The following is a 17715-nucleotide window of genomic DNA, read 5'->3' as shown; positions in this document are numbered from 1 at the left end:
TGTATGTCAATTGATTTAAGTGCGTTAAATTATCTTGCTATTCTTATTGGTGGAATCTTGTATATGATTTATGGGGCGATCTATTATTCCATATTAATAGGGAAGGAAAATCAAAGCAAAGGTGCATTAAAATATGTGATTTCAGTAATTGTTGCCTTTATAAGTTCCATTTTTATTGCAATACTCATTCAAGTTACTAGTTCAAATAGTTTGTTAGAAGGTGCTGCTGTTGGAGGTATTATTGGCATTCTTATTTCACTTGTTTATTTGAAAAATACATTATTTGGACTCGTAAATAAGAGAAACTCTTTAATTGCGATTGGTGACCATTTGATCATTTTTACCTTACTAGGAGCACTCCATGGTCTTTTTGTCTAATGTATCGTTTTTATATATTGAAACGAGTAAAAGGGAGGATCTCTCATACATATGGGGATCCATTTTTTATTCCTCATTTAGAGGCGTTACGGTGAACCGTATCTAAATAACTGCGAATTTTTATATTATCAATTACAATAAAAGATTAGTTCTTAGAACTAATCTTTTAAGCTTCCTCTATATATTACTGGCTTCTCTAGATTCTGTCCACATTGCCAAGGGACGTCTTGTTTTCCCTTGCATACTAAGATATTACAAGCTTCAAATATTGGAAGTATGGAAGAAATAAACGGACTTAAGCACATCTTAATGATTATGAGGGTCAAGTGACATTATAAAAAAGTCTGGCACAATTATCGTATAAAATAACGGCCTAAAAGATTGCCAACTAGATTAATTGGGATCAAGACCAGACTAACCGGGAGACTAGTCAATATTAAAGGCAAGTCTATTTGTCCATATTCAGCTAAAAAATAATAGGTAAGGAGGCAGTAGGGGATAAGAAGAAACAGTGAAGTGATGATGCCAGGTGTGTAGCCCCTAAACATGATAGTTTGAATAATATGCATGAATGCCTGCAAAACAAATAAATTAAGCATGGCTGTAAATAAAAGAAAGCCCCCACCATTAGATGAAAAATGAGCGGTCATTATGGCAATGAATGAGGTAATTAGCAGAATCCATGTAGCTGAAACAGCAAGCTGGGCAGCAGTTGAACCTAGTTTCTCCCTCATTCTTAATGTTAGTTTGACGAAGTTAGTTTTCGAATACTTGCATTTGTTTGCAGTCATGGAAGATTCAATGGTTATGATTTCTTCTAAGTCATGGAAAATAAAAATGATGGGAAGCAACCAAATGATTGTTTTGAGATCGAAAAATTGGTGGAGAGTTCCTAGCATCTTTTGACTGCCTCCTTTTAGTTGGTTAGATTTCGTCTTCTGCAATATTTCCATATACAGTGGTTGGTCCATTTTATGGGACAAGAGATAAAAGTATGACAAAAAGGAGATTTTTTGATTAAATAAGTTCTTAAGTGAAGTTCTTGTATGACAAATTTGTTAGGAGCTCTCCGCCAACTAATTTTTGATAATGGGCAAGGGAAAGCAATGGAAATACATATTCATAACAATGATAATTGATATAAAAGGATCCGGCCATTCCCCTTCCTTTTGGATAGGTCGCCGTCCAATCCTTTTCTTTTTTATCTACTAAAAAAGCTGCACCGTTTTCAATTTCAGGTGTTACGCCGGTTGCAGCTGAGATGAGTGTGTCAAGGGCCCAGGCGGTATGAGTACGGGTACTTTCACCTAATGGCACATAACAATTTTTGATATCACTTTTACACGATTCTCCCCACCCGCCGTCGGGATTTTGAATTTTCTGTAACCAGGTTAAAGCCTTTTGAATAGCTGGATGATTCGGAGAAACCCCAACCGCAATCATTCCCGTTACAGCCGCCCATGTGCCATAAATATACACGCCCCATCGCCCAACCCAGGAACCATCTGCATTTTGTTGCCGCAACAGCCATCGAATCCCACGTTTCACCATGGGACGGTGTTGGTCCAAATGGGTATAGTTTCCGAAGAACTCTAAAGTCCTTCCCGTTAAATCAACCGTCGACGGATCAATCAATAAATCTTTTCCCCCCTCTATCGGCAACAAGTTCAACACTTTTTTATCCACATTTTTTTCAAATGCCGCCCAACCGCCGTCACTGTTTTGCATGGAAATGAGCCAGTTTATTCCACGATCCCATGCTTGACGGCAATCTACTTGCTCTATGGCCAAAATACGTATCGCCCGGAGTGCAGCTGTTGTGTCGTCAATATCTGGGTGGATCGTGTTCATATCTGCAAACCCCCAGCCTCCTGGTAAAAGGTTCGGTTCATGAATGACCCAATCTCCGTATTTGAGATGCTGGCGGGAGAGAATATATTGATTTGCTTTTTGGATCGTGTTGGATGAATAGGGAATACCTGCTTCTTGCAGAGCATAATTGATTAAGGTTGTATTCCATACTGAAGCAGTCGTGTACTGGCAGTGAAGTTCTCCATCGATCCGGCAGGACATCGCTTTTAAACCTTTTACAGCACGAGTAATCACTGGATGTGTATTCGAATACCCCCTCGCCAGTAAGGCATAAATCATGAGAGTAGTGGAGCTGAAATAATTAAGAAAGGTGCCATCCGGTTCAATCCGGTCCAGCATATATTTTTCTGCCCGGTATAATGTTAATTCGCGAAGGTTTCCATGGTATTTCAGAGCCTGAATCCCTTGTTTAATTAATTTGATTACTGACCGGGCCTCATCTTCTTGATCGTCTGAAAAAAAACGAACTTCTCTTTTTTGAAACAAATCGGAGAGATCGGGTGACTTTTTAGTTCTCCTGCGAAAATTTGTATTGGCAAGAATTAAAAAAGGGATTAGGTTGGCTCTTCCATAAACGGAAAGGTCAAAGAGATTGATTGGAAAGGAGTCTGGTAATAGCATCACTTCTATATTAATGGGGAAGTGCGGCCATGGATATTGTCCTGTTAGGGCTAACAAGATTTTTAAAAACATGTGGACTTCATTGGCCCCGCCGTTAGCCAGAATAAACCTTCTGGCTGCTTGGATGTCCTTGTCCTTCCGATCACGATAACCAGAATAAAGAAGAGCATAATAGGCTTCCACAGTGGAGGTTAGATTTCCTTTCTCCTGATCATGGAACAGCTTCCAAGACCCATCTTCCTGCTGTTTTCCGGCGATACGTTTCACCAATTCTTGTATGAACTCCTCCTCATCCTCTATCTCCAATGTCCGTAATAAGATGATCATACTGCAGTCCGATGCGATCCCGGTCTCGAAAGGATAATGCCAGGCCCCGTCCCCTGATTGGTCTTGGACCAATTGATTGGCGATTCTGTTCATTTCCTTATATACCCGATCCCTCATTTTACTGATCCTCTCCCAAAAATATTATTTTTTAAATTCATATTCCGTGAGCAAGATGAATATGTTCCTTTGATGGGTAGGAATGAAGCAGTCAAATTGCTTTGAAAAGGATGATGCCATTTTGCTGGACTCTTTATCCGATGTAAAAAAAGATTTGAAAAAAAAGATGAAGAAAAAATCGTCCTGTCATCCGCCCAGTTTATCAGAAAATGATAAAAAATGTATTGAGCTTATAAGAGAACAGACGAGACAACTTAACCAAAACAATGTAACAAGGACACAAGCTTATTTACAATTTTACCTACAGTATCCTGAAGTACATTGGGCCCTTCTTGGACATATGATATCGCGAAACGTCGGTTGGAACATGACGGATTTAAAAGGGGACTTGCTGACAAAACTTCTATCCGAAAGAGATCAGCAAGCTTTTTTTTCCTTTTTGGAACGCGGCAGTTGGTTGATATTTCAAGATGTATATCCTCAATTTTCGGTTTATGATTTGAGTGTGAGGGGGAGCAAAGAAATGTTTCACCTTTTACCTTTTTTTAATACTTCTACCTTCATGGAGACGATATGGCGTTATTTTTGGCGCAGCGGGGATAGCTATACGTTGGCAATTGCGTTGGTGATAAACGAACAAAGCTATTTGGAAAACAATTTGATTCAAAATAATCATTTCAAAAAAACCGTAACCGGTTCGGTTAGTTTCAAAATGTATGATTTTTTGCGAATGAATAACATTCTTTTTCCCTACTATGCGGGGGAAAAAATAGAGAAAACTTCACTTGTCGGCGCCACTGCACGGCATTTCACTTCGCTCCACGAAAGAATTTTATTCGGTAAAAATTTATATTCCATTCTTTTTCAGCGCGAAGAAATTCTGGCGGGGGTCTTGAAATGGGCACATAAATGCCCTCATACCGGCTCAAGGAAAGATTATTGTCCTGATTTGTTTAATGATGTAAATGAATCTTTACCCCGTTCCCTCTATAAAAGACGGATCAAGAATTGTTTGATAAAAGAGGGCGCTAATCGGCTGTACAGTCCGTCTTTAAAATATGCCTGGCCGAAAACCCCCCATGAAGAAACGAAGAGTGGAGACTGGTTTGAGGATTGGCATGTTCTGGATTATATTCATGAAGAAGCAAATTTCAACGGGGAGATTTTAAATAATTATTGCAAAACACTTGAAACAATTGAATTTGCGGTTATGGCGAAGGAAGCCCTTCTGTTACGAGAAGTAGAATAACCATTAATGTATAAATGGTCATAAAAATTCATTATTAATCATGAATTTTTAATATGTTTTTCAGCAGTTGATAAAAAAACCGCTGGTATAGTAGGTGCGGTGAACCGTATCATAAGTAAATGAGGTTTTTATCAATCACCCTATCCTTCCAAAAGGAGAGAGACTGATTTGCATTTTCAATCGTAATTAAATTATATTAAAATGTATCGAAAAAATATATAAGAGGGGGTCGTCCATTTGAAAGCACTAGTATTTAATACATTCGGAGGACCGGAAGTACTAGAATATCTTGAAATTGCGGATCCGATTATCGGGCCGGATGAAATATTAGTAAGAATGAAAGCAATTGGATTGAATTTTGCAGATATTTATAGAAGAAAAGGGAACTATCATCTAGCTGGGAATCCCCCATTTATTTTAGGTTATGAAGGTGCGGGAGTCGTTGAAAGGACTGGAGCAAATGTCCAAGGAATCAGTGTTGGCGACCCTGTTGCATTTGCTGATGTCCCATATGCTAACGCAGAACTAGTGGCTGTTCCGATGGAAAAGGCTATTCCTCTTCCAGAGACCATTTCATTTGAAGAGGCGGCTTCCGTTTTGCTGCAAGGCTTGACTGCCCACTATTTAACAAAAGATAGTTATGCGGTTAAGGAGGATGATACAATTCTGGTTCATGCGGCAGCAGGGGGCGTTGGTCAGCTGCTCGTCCAAATTGCAAAGCTCCTCGGTGGAAGGGTCATTGGTTTAACCTCCTCTATTGAGAAGGCGTCTGCAGCTAAGAAAGCAGGAGCGGATCAGGTTTTCTTGTACTCGGATGATTGGAAGAGAAAGGTTCTAGAGGCGACAAGCGGAAAAGGTGTGGATGTAGTCTATGACTCAGTAGGTTCCACGCTCGAAGACAGTTTTGCAGCAACTCGCATTGGGGGAACGGTCGTATTTTTTGGAATGGCAGGGGGCGACCCTTCTCCAGTTGACCCAAGAATGTTGATGGATTCGTCAAAGACTTTGACTGGTGGGGATCTTTGGAATGTCCTTACTTCCCGTGAGGAACGGGCAGCACGTTCAGCCGAGTTATTCCGCTGGATGGAAGAGGGGAAAGTAACGGTATCTGAGCCTACGGTATTTGCACTGCGAGATGGCGGCAAAGCGCATCGTTTTCTAGAAAGCCGCAAAAGCACAGGGAAAATTTTATTAAGACCATAACATGATAAGTTATGTTGGCGAAAGGGAGATGTTCTCGTGTTTTGAATCGAGAACCTTCCCTTTATTTTTCTTTCGTTTGAACCTATAGGAAATGAAATCAGGTCGCTTCCTTACAGCCCTTTACCCTTATTCACCCGCAGATGGCTCCGGTTTGTCTTTTTGCTTCAAAAAATCAGCAGTTTTAAAGAATGCTATACCCTGTAATCCTTTATTAAAAACTATTTTTCATTGATTTTTTCAAGCGTTTATTTCCTTCTGCATCGACGGGAATCGGTTCTGAAGCCACTACGGCTGGGTAGATATAATCTTCGTAAATATCAGTATTTAGATAAGCTCCTGATGTTTGAATGACAAGTAGATCTAGTTCAGGAACCATAATAATATATTGCCCTCTATCTCCCATGGCTGATATTTCTTTATAACCATCTTTAGTTGTAGTAATCCAGAAATAATAGCCATAATGTTCCCCTCCAGTGACTCCTGTAGGAACTAATTCACTCATGGACGTCTGAACCCACTCTTTCGGAATGATTTGCTCACCATCCCATTCACCTTCATTCATATATAAATATCCAAATCTAGCCATATCTCGAGGAGTCATTTCCATGCTATATCCACCTTTATTCACACCTTGCGTTTCACGCCATACCGCAGTTGTTATACCAATTTTGTTAAAGATTTTCTCTTGGGCATATTCAGCTGTTTTCTTACCTGTGGTTTGTTGAACAATAGCTGATAATATATGTGATAAACCAGTGTTGTAATCAAACTTATCAATTAACTTTGGATCCGTAGGTTTATCAAGCACAAATTGTACAGTATCTTTAGTGGATTCAAAATCAGCCCAAAGTTGTTTGTATCTCTCCTTATCAAGCTCTCCCCAATCCAAACCAGACGTCATCATTAAAAAATCCTTTACCGTTAAGTTTTTTTTATGTTCGTCCATATTTGCCACTGTTCGGTTAGGAAAGTAATCAAATATCCGATCATCCACGCTTTTAATGTACCCTTCATTAATAGCAACTCCCGTCACAGCAGACATGATACTCTTCGTGACTGAATTAATTTCATGTTTAGTATCTTGCTTATATGCAGGGTTCGGATAATGCTCTGCAACAATATAACCATTCCTAATAATAATCAATCCAGCTAAGAGATTTGTTTTCTTTTCCAGACTTTCAAATAAATCTGCAAGTTTGCTTGAGCTAATTCCTTGTTGTTCAGGTAAACTCGTTCTCCAATCCGTTGTTGGCCAATAGGACTCTAATTTTTCTGGTATTTTTCCATCTACTATTCCATTTTTAACGGATTCGACAGCCTCTTCTGATTTATTTTTATTTTCCACTGTCGTTGCTGTGCAGCCACTTAAGATTCCCAGTGCGAACACAATATAAATTGCATTTTTAATCATGCCTTCCTCCTCTTTTTTTCGTTATTCAGAATTCTCGGATTTGATTATACCATATGTCCTATTATGATGTATCTGCCGTCATTGACCTTAATCTAAGACTGTATAGAATTGAAAAAGAGCAAAAATAGACAAGAGCAAGGGAGCTTCTCCTCTAATTTGGGGGATAAGTCCTTTTGTTTCAACCTGCGCTTTACTTTGACGTTGGAGATATGTTTCTAATTAAAGTAAATTGCTCTTATAGCAGGGAGCTATCAATGTCTAGACCATAAATTTAAATAAAGAAAAGTCACATATAAATATAAAATCCTTAAATTACAAAAGATATAGTTTAACAATAATATAAAGATGTTAAGGAGAGAATCAAATGAAAAATGAATTAAAAGAAACACCACATATTAAGCCAAATGGAGTAGAAATAGCAGAAACTATACTTTTACCAGGAGATCCACTTCGTGCAAAGTTTATAGCTGAAAACTTTTTAGAAAAACCTGTTCTTTTTAATGAAATTAGAGGCATGCTGGGATACACAGGCGAATATAAAGGAAAGAATGTTTCTGTTATGGGTACCGGTATGGGGGCGCCAAGCATGGCGATTTATTCATGGGAACTAATTAATATTTTTGGAGTAAAAAATTTAATTCGTATAGGTTCATGTGGGGCTATGCAAAATGATATTAAGTTATATGATATTATTCTTGCTATGGGAGCAGCAACAAATTCAAATTTTGCACATCAATTTAATCTTCCAGGTCAATTTCCAATTACAGCCTCTTATGAATTATTAGAGAAAGCTAAGAAAATAGCTGATGAAAAGAATTATAAGGCTCATGTAGGAAATGTACTATCTAGTGATGTTTTCTATAATGCTGATGTAACTGCAACAGAAAAGTGGGCTAAGATGGGAATATTAGCGGAAGAAATGGAAACGACAAGTTTATATTTAAATGCTGCTAGTGCTGGAGCTAAAGCATTAACAATCTTAACAGTAAGTGACCATATGATTACACATGAACAAACAACACAAGAAGAGAGACAAACTTCTTTTACAAAGATGGTGGAAATAGCTTTAGATTTAGTATAAGTAATGGGATTCATATGAGGTATTACTTATAGAAAGCAAATAGTCTACTTTATTAAAGAAGTATCAAAGACTAACTAAACGTCCTTGATACTTCTTTTTTTCAATTGTATTTCAACTAAAGAATCTATAATTGCTCCTATTATTTTTCTGCTGATTTCTTTTTTTGGTCTAAAAAATAACTGTAGAAAGTTAGCAGACTTGCACAGACAGCAACTGAACCACCGACCCATGCTACATTCATTAAATTTCCTTGATGGTATACAATTCCACCTAAAGCAGAACCAAAGGCGATACCTACGTTACTTGCCACTGGCATAAGTGAAGCAGCGAGTCCTGTAGCTTTAGGCTGATAAATTCCGGCAAGGTCTATTAAGTAAAGCTGAGTAGATGTTGTTAAGAGAATGGCCATTAATGACATGAAGCCAATATTTATTAGTCCTAAAATGAAATGATTTGTCGTCCAAAATAAACTTGTCAGAACAACTGCCTGAATGAGAAAAACAAAACGAAGACGACCGATAGCATTGTAGCTGGCAATTTTTCCAGCAAGGATGTTGCTGAAAATCGAGATAAATCCGTAACCAAATAAAATAATACTGATTGATTGATTTGGTGCGCCAATTCCCTTCAAGATAGGAACAAGATACGTAAAGACAGTATAAGTTGCACCAAAACCAAGTGCGGGGATGAAAAATGCCATCAAAATTCTAGGATTGGTTAATAAAGAAAACTGATCCTGTATCGAACTACGAATTTGGCTAAGTTTAGTAGGCAACATGAAAAAGGATGCCCAAAATGCCAAAACACCTAGGAGAGTAGTTAGCATGAAAGTGGCATTCCAGCCGTACCATCCAGCGAGGACAGTACCAATTGGCACACCAACAACATTGGCAAGTGTGAAACCACCAAAAACGAATGATATAGCAAGTCCTCTTTTTTCAATCGGCATCGTTTCACTTGCAACAATCATAGCTAGAGAGATTAATACTCCTGTTACAATTGCCTTCAAAATCCGAAGTCCAAGGAGCATGATGTAGCTTGTCGAAATTACGCACAAAGCATTCAAGACGATAAAAGTTCCTATTAAAAACAACATCCATTTACGCTTTGGAAAATGGCTTGTTGCGGACATCACTAGTGGCGTAGCGATGGCGAACGTAATGGCAAACGCAGAAACGAGCGTGCCTGCTTTAGCATTTGTAATATGAAGGCTTGAAGAAATATCTGTTAAAATGCCAACAATAACAAATTCACTTGTTCCCAGAACAAACGTTAATAATGAAAGTGTGAAGATGAGCAGCCAATGTTGCTTGGATAATGTTGTAGGGTGCATAAATACCTCTTTTCTTAATTGTGTTAAATAGTATATATACAACCTAAACATCATACCATAAAATATTTTTAGTATAGTATTAGCCATATGGCTATATGGTCGTGAAATTAAAGAATTTAGTTTTAAGGAAAATGGAGGTATTAGTAATGAATATCAAGGATAGGGTCGAAAAGTTAAGACAGCTAATGAAAGAAAATCAAATGGATGCTTATATCATTCCCAGTTTTGATGCACATCAGAGTGAATATGTAGCGGAACATTGGAAAAGTAGACAATGGATATCAGGGTTTACAGGGTCTGCGGGTACTGTCGTTATTACATTAGAGGATGCTGGGTTATGGACAGATGGCAGATATTATATTCAAGCAGAAAAGCAGCTTGAGAATTCAGGAATCAGATTATTTAGAATGGCGGATCCAGGGGTACCATTTTATTCAGAATGGCTAGCAGATGTTCTTAAAGAAGGAAGCATTGTGGGCTTTGATGGAAATGTTTTTTCAATCAATATGGTTAAAAAGATAGAAGAAGATCTAAAGGGAAAGAGAATCGGATTAAAAATGAACCAAGATTTAATTGGTGATCTGTGGGAAGATAGACCGGAGATCCCTAAAGGACCGATTTTTACTCATGACGTAAAATATGCAGGCAAATCACGAGTAGAAAAATTAAATGAAGTAAGAGAAGAAATGAAAAATAAGGGAGCAAATTATTATATTTTATCTTCCCTTGATGACATTGCATGGCTTTTGAATATAAGAGGGGCCGATGTGCCTAACAATCCAGTTGCAATAGTTAATGTAATCGTAGCAGAGCATAAATGTTATTTATTTATTGATTCTAGCAAGGTTCCCTCTTTTGTTAAATTAGAACTAGAGGCTGAAGGAATCGAGTTAAAAGAGCATCAAGAAATAAAAACCTTCTTAGAAAATCTTCCAAGAGGAGAGGCAGTTATTTTAGATGCGAATAAAACAAATATCAGCTTATATAATGCCATTAACAGTCATACAGAGAAAATTGAAAGTCCTGAAATCACGACTAATTTAAAAGCTATTAAAAATGAAGTAGAGATAAAAAATTTAAAATGGTGTGAAATAAAAGATGGTTTAGCCATGGTGAAATTTATAAAATGGCTAAAAAATTTTGTAGATAAAGAAGAAATTACAGAGATTACGGCAGAAGAAAGATTAGAAGATTTCAGAAGAGAGCAGGAAGGATTTGTTGGTCCTAGCTTTGATACGATAGCAGGTTATAAAGAACATGCTGCGATGATGCATTATAAGGCCAATAAAGCAACGCAATATACCCTTAAGAATGAAGGTCTTTTTTTAATAGATTCAGGCGGACAGTATTATGATGGAACAACAGATATTACACGAACGATAGTTTTAGGAAAACTTACCGATGAACAAAAAAGAGATTTTACTTTGGTGTTAAAAGGATTTATTGCATTAAGCTCAGTAAAATATTTATACGGAGCAACAGGTTCTAACTTAGATGTTTTAGCAAGACAGCCAATTTGGCAGTATGGTCTGGACTATAAATGCGGGACAGGACATGGGGTAGGTTTTTTCTTGAATGTTCATGAAGGGCCACAAAGCATACGGAATAATAATCATGTAAAATTAGAAAAAGGCATGATTATTACGAATGAACCAGGAATATACCTTGAAGGAAAATATGGAATTAGAATAGAAAATATGATGGTAGTAGTTGAAGACGAGAAAACAGAGTTTGGTCAATTTATGAAGTTTGAAGCAATCACATATTGTCCGATTGATTTAGCAGGTATTAGTAAAGAAATGTTAACAAACAGTGAAAAACAATGGTTAAACAATTATCATCAAGAGGTATACACAAAGCTAGCTCCTTATTTAAATGAAGAAGAGAGAGCATGGCTAAGGGAAGAAACTAGGGAAATATAAAAGGTATTGTTGTGCAAGTAGTATAAATTTATAAAGAAGAAAAAGTCCCTCACTACTTTTCTGTTTTAGTGAGGGACTTTTCTGGCTGTGACTGTCTAGTTATGGCCATTTAGTTTATTCTGTGCTTAGACTTTTCTTTATACATTTCCTGGTCCGCCAGTTCAAGGATTTCTTCAGGGCTAAAGTTGGTTCCAGGTTTATATTGATACAAACCGTGGCTGGCAGAGATTGGATAGGGCCTTTCGCCAGTTATAACCACATTCTGAAAGTCACTTTGAATGCTGGACCAGATTGCCTGTGCAACGTCCATTTGTTGTTCGAAAAATAGAATGATAAATTCATCACCGCCAAGGCGGAAAAGGACATCCTTCTCTCTGATATGGATTTTGATTGTTTGGCAGCAGGCATTAATCAGGTCATCGCCTGCAGAATGTCCGTACCTGTCATTTACCATTTTTAAATTGTTTATATCAATATAGCAGACGATGAATTCTGATGCTCCGTCCATGAGGTGTTGTGATAGGATTTCCATTCCTCGCCTTCTGTTGAGGACCCCGGTAAGCGGGTCAAGCGATGCATGATGATAAAGCTCTTCTTCCGTTTCCTTCAAATCTGTAATGTCAGTGCTTCCAATCAGTACACAGCGCTCCCCTAAGTAGTTGACCAGTTCAAAATTGAGCATTGACCATTTTTGTTTATGTTTGACCATATAATTTTTTAAACTCTGGTGTTCTTCGAGTGATTTTACTATCGTTTGTTTTTCCTCTGGCGTAGTTAGCATGAACCATCCATCAAGCTTTGTCCTGTCTTTATTTTTCAAATGAAAGTATTCGATGGCCTGCTGATTCAGGAGCAAAATGTTGCCAGTTTTAAGGTTGAAAAGGACCAACGGATTAGGATTCATGTGAAATAATCTGCGAAAGCTCTCTTCATTCTTCTTTAACTTCCATTCGTTTGTAAAATTACTTTTCCGAAATGTAAAGAAAGCATACGCAATCGTAAATGAAATGACAGCTGCACCTGTAGAATTCACCATCTTAAATAGGAACGAAAAGTGATTTTTTTCAAGCAGGAACAACCCTGTAATAAAAAGCAGATGAATTCCTGTGATGAGGCCAGCCTGGTGCCGCGGCTGAATCGGGAAAATAACAGCAGCTGCTAAGAGAATAATAATATATGCATAGATATTACCGTTATTAAGCTGACTGTTGATCGAAGAGACGGCGCCTAGAAACAAATATAGAAATAAATAGGTGAGAATGATCGGCCTTTTGGCGTTGTCCCTGCTACGGCGATAGAGGAAAAAAAAGATAAAGGAGATCAATAGCCCTATGATATGAACGGTTGAAAGGATATATTTATAAATCGGGTTGTTCAGTTTAGCCAAAAGGATAAAATCTACAATAAAAAAACAGGGATAGGTGAAGATGAGCATGTAGGAAACATGCTTAATTCGCTCGAATAATAGGTTCTCATTACATTCGATAAATTGTTGCTCCAAATCATTTTCACACGCTGCGGTTTTTGCTAATATCTCCATCAGAACAACCATCCCTTATAATCAAATCACACCTGTATTTTATCATCGAAAACAGCGATCTGTCACGGAAACAAGGGGATGATTCTTGTGTCTCATTTCATTGCATAGGGTAAAGTTTTGTGAAAAAACTGACGGTTAAACTAGTGCAATGAACCTTATCAAAAGTAAATAAGTTTATTTATTTTATAATCAAGTCCAATTGCATATTTAACTTAAAGTTAATAATATATTTTACTTATGAGGGCAATATTTTCCGATGTGAAGATATTGTCCCCTTTTTTAATAAAATGAATTAGATAATAACTTTTCAACACATTATTTTTTGATAATAAGGAGGTAAAATGAAGAAGAAAACTATCAAGCTATTACTTATTTTTTTTACAATTTCCCTGATAGGTTCCGTACTTCTTGTAATAGTTTCCTCATTAATATTTTCTCCACAATATGTTTTTCGAACGATTGTAAATGGAAATTCTGATGTAATGGATTACAAAGTATTTCCAGAGCGGATTATCCCAAAAAGCTCTCAGCCCTATTATTACAAATACAATTTAGAAGAATCGCTAAAATCTATGTCCATTGACTATATGTATCGAGGTGAACGGAGATTAAAATCATTGGAAGTTTTTTTGCAGGAAACAAACACGACTTCTTTTATCATTGTCCATAATGACATGGTAGTGCTTGAAGAATATTTCAACGGATATGCCAAGGATACGGTTAATACATCATTCTCAATGGCCAAATCAATAGATTCGCTATTAATTGGAATGGCGATTGAAGATGGTTTTATTAAAAGTGTAAATCAGTCTATTGCCGATTATATAAGCGAGTTAAAAGGAACAGGTATGGAAAGTATTACAATTAAGGATTTACTTTCGATGCGTTCAAATATTAGCTACGAGGAAGGTAATATCTGGTTTGGCGACGATGCTAAGACGTATTATATGCCTGATTTACGTCATTTAGCGTTGACTCATAACAATTTAACGGAAAAATACCAAGGTAAGTTTCATTATAACAATTATCACCCTTTATTACTTGGAATCATCCTGGAGCGAAGTACGGGAAAATCTGTAGCGGAATATTTTGAACAGAAAATTTGGAACAAAATCGGAGCTGAACATAATGCTTCATGGAGTCTAGACAGTGAAGAAACTCGTTTTGAAAAGATGGAGAGCGGTATTAATTTTAATGCAATTGATTTTGTGAAGATTGGAAGCATGTTACTTCATAATGGAAAGTGGAATGGACAGCATGTAGTAAATGAAAATTGGATAAAACAGTCAACATTAAGCGACTTCCCGTTAAATAGGGATGAATATAAAGGATCATTTTTAGAAAATAAAAATATAGGATATAAATACATGTGGTATAGTACACCGAATAATAAAGGTGGTTTAGACTTTTTTGCAATGGGAAAGTATGGTCAATTCCTATATATGTCTCCAGAAAATAATATTGTCATTTTACGAACGGGTAAATCGATGGGAAATGTAGATAGCTGGCCGGATATCTTTAGAGAAATTTCATTACAAGTAGGAAAAAAATAAATTAAGAACCTTGGATTACTTAGGCATTGCGTAAAACTTGAATGAGATAAGAGGAGATAACCTTATCATAAATAATAGTAAAGCAGACATTACTTATAAAGAGAGTGGGTAAATTATTTAAATAGTTGCCCACTCTTTTTTCGCTTATTCCGATGAAAAATGGCATAATGAATAGATTAACTAATAGTAAGGATGACTAAATGAGACAGTTAGTAGATATACAAATAAAATCGACCTCAATTAAAGATATTACAAATGGCTATCCGTTAATTTTAAAAGATGCGATTGAAACGTTTGATGCGACGATTGAAGAAGGAAGCTTATTACGCCTAGTCGATAAAAATGGTGGATATATCGCAACGGGTTATTACGGAGTGCAAAATAAAGGAATCGGCTGGGTTTTAACTCGTAAAGAAAAAGAAAAAATCGACATGAAGTTTTTTGTGAAAAAAATTAGTGAGGCAGCACAGAAACGGGCTAATCTTTATGCATCTGAAGATACAACTGCTTTCCGCGTTTTTAACGGTGAAGGAGATGGGATCGGTGGCTTAACCATTGATTTCTTTAACGGCTTTTATATGGTGAGCTGGTATAGTGAAGGGGTTTATTCTTTCCGTGAAGACATATATAATGCACTAGACAAAGTAGTGAATACGCGCGGCGTTTATGAGAAATTACGCTTTGATACAAATGGTCAATATGTGGAGCAAGATGATTACGTGTCAGGTGAAAAAGGTGAATTCCCATTAATCGTTTTGGAAAATGGGATGAACTTTGCAGTGGATTTAAATGACGGGGCCATGACAGGAATTTTCTTAGATCAACGCAATGTTCGAAAAGCATTACGTGATAAGTATTCAGAAGGGAAAACGGTGCTAAATACGTTTTCTTATACAGGTGCGTTTTCTGTAGCTGCCGCTCTTGGCGGTTCTATAGGGACAACGAGTGTTGATTTAGCAAAGCGTAGCCTGCCAAAAACGATTGAACAATTTGCGGTCAACGGGATCGATTATGAATCACAGGACATCAAAGTGATGAATGTCTTTGATTATTTTAGCTATGCGGCACGTCATGATTTGAAATTTGATGTTGTTGTATTGGATCCACCTAGCTTTGCACGTACGAAAAAAATGACATTCAGTACAGCCAAGGACTATCCTAAGCTGTTAAAAGATGCGCTAAAAATAACGAATGATGGCGGGATCATTATTGCATCAACCAATAATGCCAGCTTTAACATGAAAAAGTTTAAAAGCTTTATTGATAAAGCTTTTACCGAAACAAATACACGCTACAAAATTTTAGAAGAGCATCAGTTACCAGAAGATTTTACTGTTCCGCATAATTTTCCTGAATTTAACTATTTAAAAGTCGTGTTTATTAAAATCATGCACTAGGGATGTGACAATATGAAATATAATAAAATAATTATGACGAAATTAATCAATGAGCACCGCGAATTGCATGATGAGCTAAAGAAGATAAAAGTAGAAATGGGTTTAGAGAAAAATTTAGCCATTAAAGCGCTGTACCATTCAGCCGTAGCGGATAATGGTCGATTTATGAAAGACTATCAAGAGTTAGAAAGATTGCAATAATAAGTTAAGGATGTGAAGAATGCTTCTTTCACATCCTTTTTTGAAGGTGTTTTTTGTGAAATTCTTGAATATCAACAAAAAGCGGAAAATCTAAATGAAAAGGGATAGTTTGTTTCAGATGTTTGTTAGTAATGATAAGTTGAACCATACCATGAATGAGGTTTTTAGACAAATGCCTCTACGTAAGGTCGAGAAGACTAGAACAGTTTTCTTAAAGGGAATAGAAATTATATTGTGAATATTTAAAAATGATTGACAAATTTAAGAATTCTACTAAACTTAAAATAGTTTAACCTCAAATTCTTCTCTAAAAATTCTATATTAATTAGCTCCTCCGCAAGTCTATTTCTGCCATTGAAGCCACATTAAACCTCTATTTTTCCTCGCACATTAATGATCTAAATAATTTTTCCTAAGTTTAGTGAACTAAATTATGTTTGGATAGTATATATGCAAAATTTGATAGTAGAAGAAATTGAGGAAAGAAAGGTTTCCCAATTTGTAAACGTTCATCCACTGAATTTTGTTTTAATGATATGACCATTGATTAAGAAGAGGGTGGTGCTATGGGCTTTGAAGAAGAATACCAGGCCTTTTTAAACGCTCACTTGCAGGCAAGAACCGGTGAACGGTTGCGGCGCTTACAAGAAGGTCACAATCAGGCTGAAGGATTGTTTTTGAAGCAAGTTTGGTGGCCATTATTTCACCATTTCAAGTACCTTCATCCTGAATATGAAGTCGATGATTTCAAGGATGGCAAAAGGTTTTTGGATTTTGCTTATATTCGTCCCGCCATCCGGATTTGCCTCGAGATTGACGGGTATGGCCCGCACCTAAGGAATATAAGCAGATGGCAATTTTCCGACAATCTGGAACGTCAAAATCAGTTGGTGATTGACGGATGGACCGTGATACGCTTTTCTTATGACCAAGTGAAAGAGAAGCCTCGTCGATGCCAACAGATTGTTCAGCAAGTAATTGGCCAATGGCTAGGTGATGAACTGGACCATACCTCTTTGTCCCTTGTCGAAAAAGAAGTCCTTCGGCTAGCGATTCGAAAAGGAGAAGCCATATCCCCAATAGAAGTCGAGAAGTATTTGAAGCTAAGTGACAAGACGATAAAAAAGGTGCTTTCTCAATTAGTCGATAAAAAGATGTTGGTTCCCGCATCTGGGATTAAGAGAATCCGCTCTTATCGGATAGGGGATCAGGTTAAGCACCCGATTTGATAAATAGACGGAAAACCTTCGCTTATTTAGTAAATAAAATAAAAAATTGCTTAAATAGACGGAGTGATTCCGTCTATTGACTCAATAAAAGTGAAAAAGGTGGATATTACCTTACATAACCGGAAAACCTCCCCTTATTTACCCCGAAAAGAGCTCCATTCCATATCTAACCGGAAAACCTCCGCTTATTTTTCTTTCGCTTATTACTATAAGCACAAGACTTCTTATCAATTTAATACGAAGCACTTGACCTGCCAAAAGAATCTATTTTAGCAAGAACT

Annotated in this window: 14 protein-coding genes; 9 read left to right on the top strand and 5 right to left on the bottom strand. The window is 37.0% G+C overall.

Translation table 11 applies throughout. From position 1 onward, the window contains the following. Window positions 1-3: 3 nt before the first annotated feature. Window positions 4-378, top strand: a complete 375-nt coding sequence (locus tag H0173_RS17200; RefSeq protein WP_221847746.1) for a DUF1761 domain-containing protein — start codon at window positions 4-6, stop codon at window positions 376-378. A 353-nt stretch (window positions 379-731) separates the two neighbouring features. Here H0173_RS17200 and H0173_RS17195 read toward each other — a convergent pair whose 3' ends face one another. Together H0173_RS17195 and shc are read right to left on the bottom strand one after the other, a co-directional pair. Then, the gene (locus H0173_RS17195; protein WP_221847745.1) at window positions 732-1277 is read right to left on the bottom strand and encodes an HXXEE domain-containing protein; all 546 of its coding nucleotides are present in this window, start codon (window positions 1275-1277) and stop codon (window positions 732-734) included. A 130-nt stretch (window positions 1278-1407) separates the two neighbouring features. Next, complete coding sequence (gene shc / locus H0173_RS17190; protein ID WP_221847744.1) at window positions 1408-3315, bottom strand: squalene--hopene cyclase; 1908 nt, start codon at window positions 3313-3315, stop codon at window positions 1408-1410. 82 nt (window positions 3316-3397) lie between these two features. Here shc and H0173_RS17185 point away from each other — a divergent pair, with 82 nt between their 5' ends. Together H0173_RS17185 and H0173_RS17180 are read left to right on the top strand one after the other, a co-directional pair. Then, on the top strand, window positions 3398-4564 hold the full coding sequence (locus H0173_RS17185) for a DUF2515 family protein (RefSeq protein ID WP_221847743.1): 1167 nt from the start codon (window positions 3398-3400) through the stop codon (window positions 4562-4564). Window positions 4565-4801: 237 nt separating this feature from the next. Continuing rightward, a complete protein-coding gene (locus H0173_RS17180) occupies window positions 4802-5767 on the top strand; it encodes a quinone oxidoreductase family protein (protein ID WP_221847742.1) in 966 nt (321 codons plus the stop codon). 211 nt (window positions 5768-5978) lie between these two features. On the opposite strand, the gene H0173_RS17175 is transcribed toward H0173_RS17180, so the two are convergent. Next, window positions 5979-7178 (bottom strand): serine hydrolase domain-containing protein, encoded by a 1200-nt coding sequence (locus tag H0173_RS17175; RefSeq protein ID WP_221847741.1) that lies wholly within the window; start codon window positions 7176-7178, stop codon window positions 5979-5981. 364 nt (window positions 7179-7542) lie between these two features. On the opposite strand from H0173_RS17175, the gene deoD reads away from it, so the two are divergent. Continuing rightward, window positions 7543-8259, top strand: a complete 717-nt coding sequence (gene deoD / locus H0173_RS17170; RefSeq protein WP_221847740.1) for a purine-nucleoside phosphorylase — start codon at window positions 7543-7545, stop codon at window positions 8257-8259. A gap of 139 nt (window positions 8260-8398) precedes the next feature. Here deoD and H0173_RS17165 read toward each other — a convergent pair whose 3' ends face one another. Beyond that, window positions 8399-9592, bottom strand: coding sequence for an MFS transporter (locus H0173_RS17165; protein ID WP_221847739.1), 1194 nt, complete (start codon window positions 9590-9592; stop codon window positions 8399-8401). Window positions 9593-9738: 146 nt separating this feature from the next. On the opposite strand from H0173_RS17165, the gene H0173_RS17160 reads away from it, so the two are divergent. Next, window positions 9739-11514, top strand: a complete 1776-nt coding sequence (locus H0173_RS17160; protein ID WP_221847738.1) for an aminopeptidase P family protein — start codon at window positions 9739-9741, stop codon at window positions 11512-11514. Between the two features lie 109 nt (window positions 11515-11623). Here the strand turns inward: H0173_RS17160 and H0173_RS17155 are convergent, their stop codons facing one another. Then, entirely contained in the window at window positions 11624-13054 is a 1431-nt protein-coding gene (locus H0173_RS17155) for a sensor domain-containing diguanylate cyclase (RefSeq protein ID WP_221847737.1), read from the bottom strand. A 341-nt stretch (window positions 13055-13395) separates the two neighbouring features. Between H0173_RS17155 and H0173_RS17150 the strand changes: the two genes are divergently transcribed. The 4 genes from H0173_RS17150 (at window position 13396) to H0173_RS17135 (ending at window position 17434) form a co-directional block, all read left to right on the top strand. Further along, window positions 13396-14607: a serine hydrolase domain-containing protein gene (locus H0173_RS17150; protein WP_221847736.1), complete on the top strand. Its 1212-nt coding sequence runs from the start codon at window positions 13396-13398 to the stop codon at window positions 14605-14607. A 200-nt stretch (window positions 14608-14807) separates the two neighbouring features. After that, window positions 14808-16004, top strand: coding sequence for a class I SAM-dependent rRNA methyltransferase (locus H0173_RS17145; protein WP_221847735.1), 1197 nt, complete (start codon window positions 14808-14810; stop codon window positions 16002-16004). A 12-nt stretch (window positions 16005-16016) separates the two neighbouring features. Further along, a complete protein-coding gene (locus H0173_RS17140; protein WP_221847734.1) occupies window positions 16017-16205 on the top strand; it encodes a hypothetical protein in 189 nt (62 codons plus the stop codon). 566 nt (window positions 16206-16771) lie between these two features. Then, entirely contained in the window at window positions 16772-17434 is a 663-nt protein-coding gene (locus H0173_RS17135) for a DNA-binding response regulator (RefSeq protein WP_221847733.1), read from the top strand. Window positions 17435-17715: the final 281 nt, after the last annotated feature.

Origin of the sequence: Bacillus sp. S/N-304-OC-R1, from assembly GCF_019749375.1 — a bacterium.
Taxonomy (GTDB): Bacteria; Bacillota; Bacilli; order Bacillales; family Cytobacillaceae; genus Cytobacillus.
This window is presented reverse-complemented; position numbering and strand designations above follow the sequence as displayed.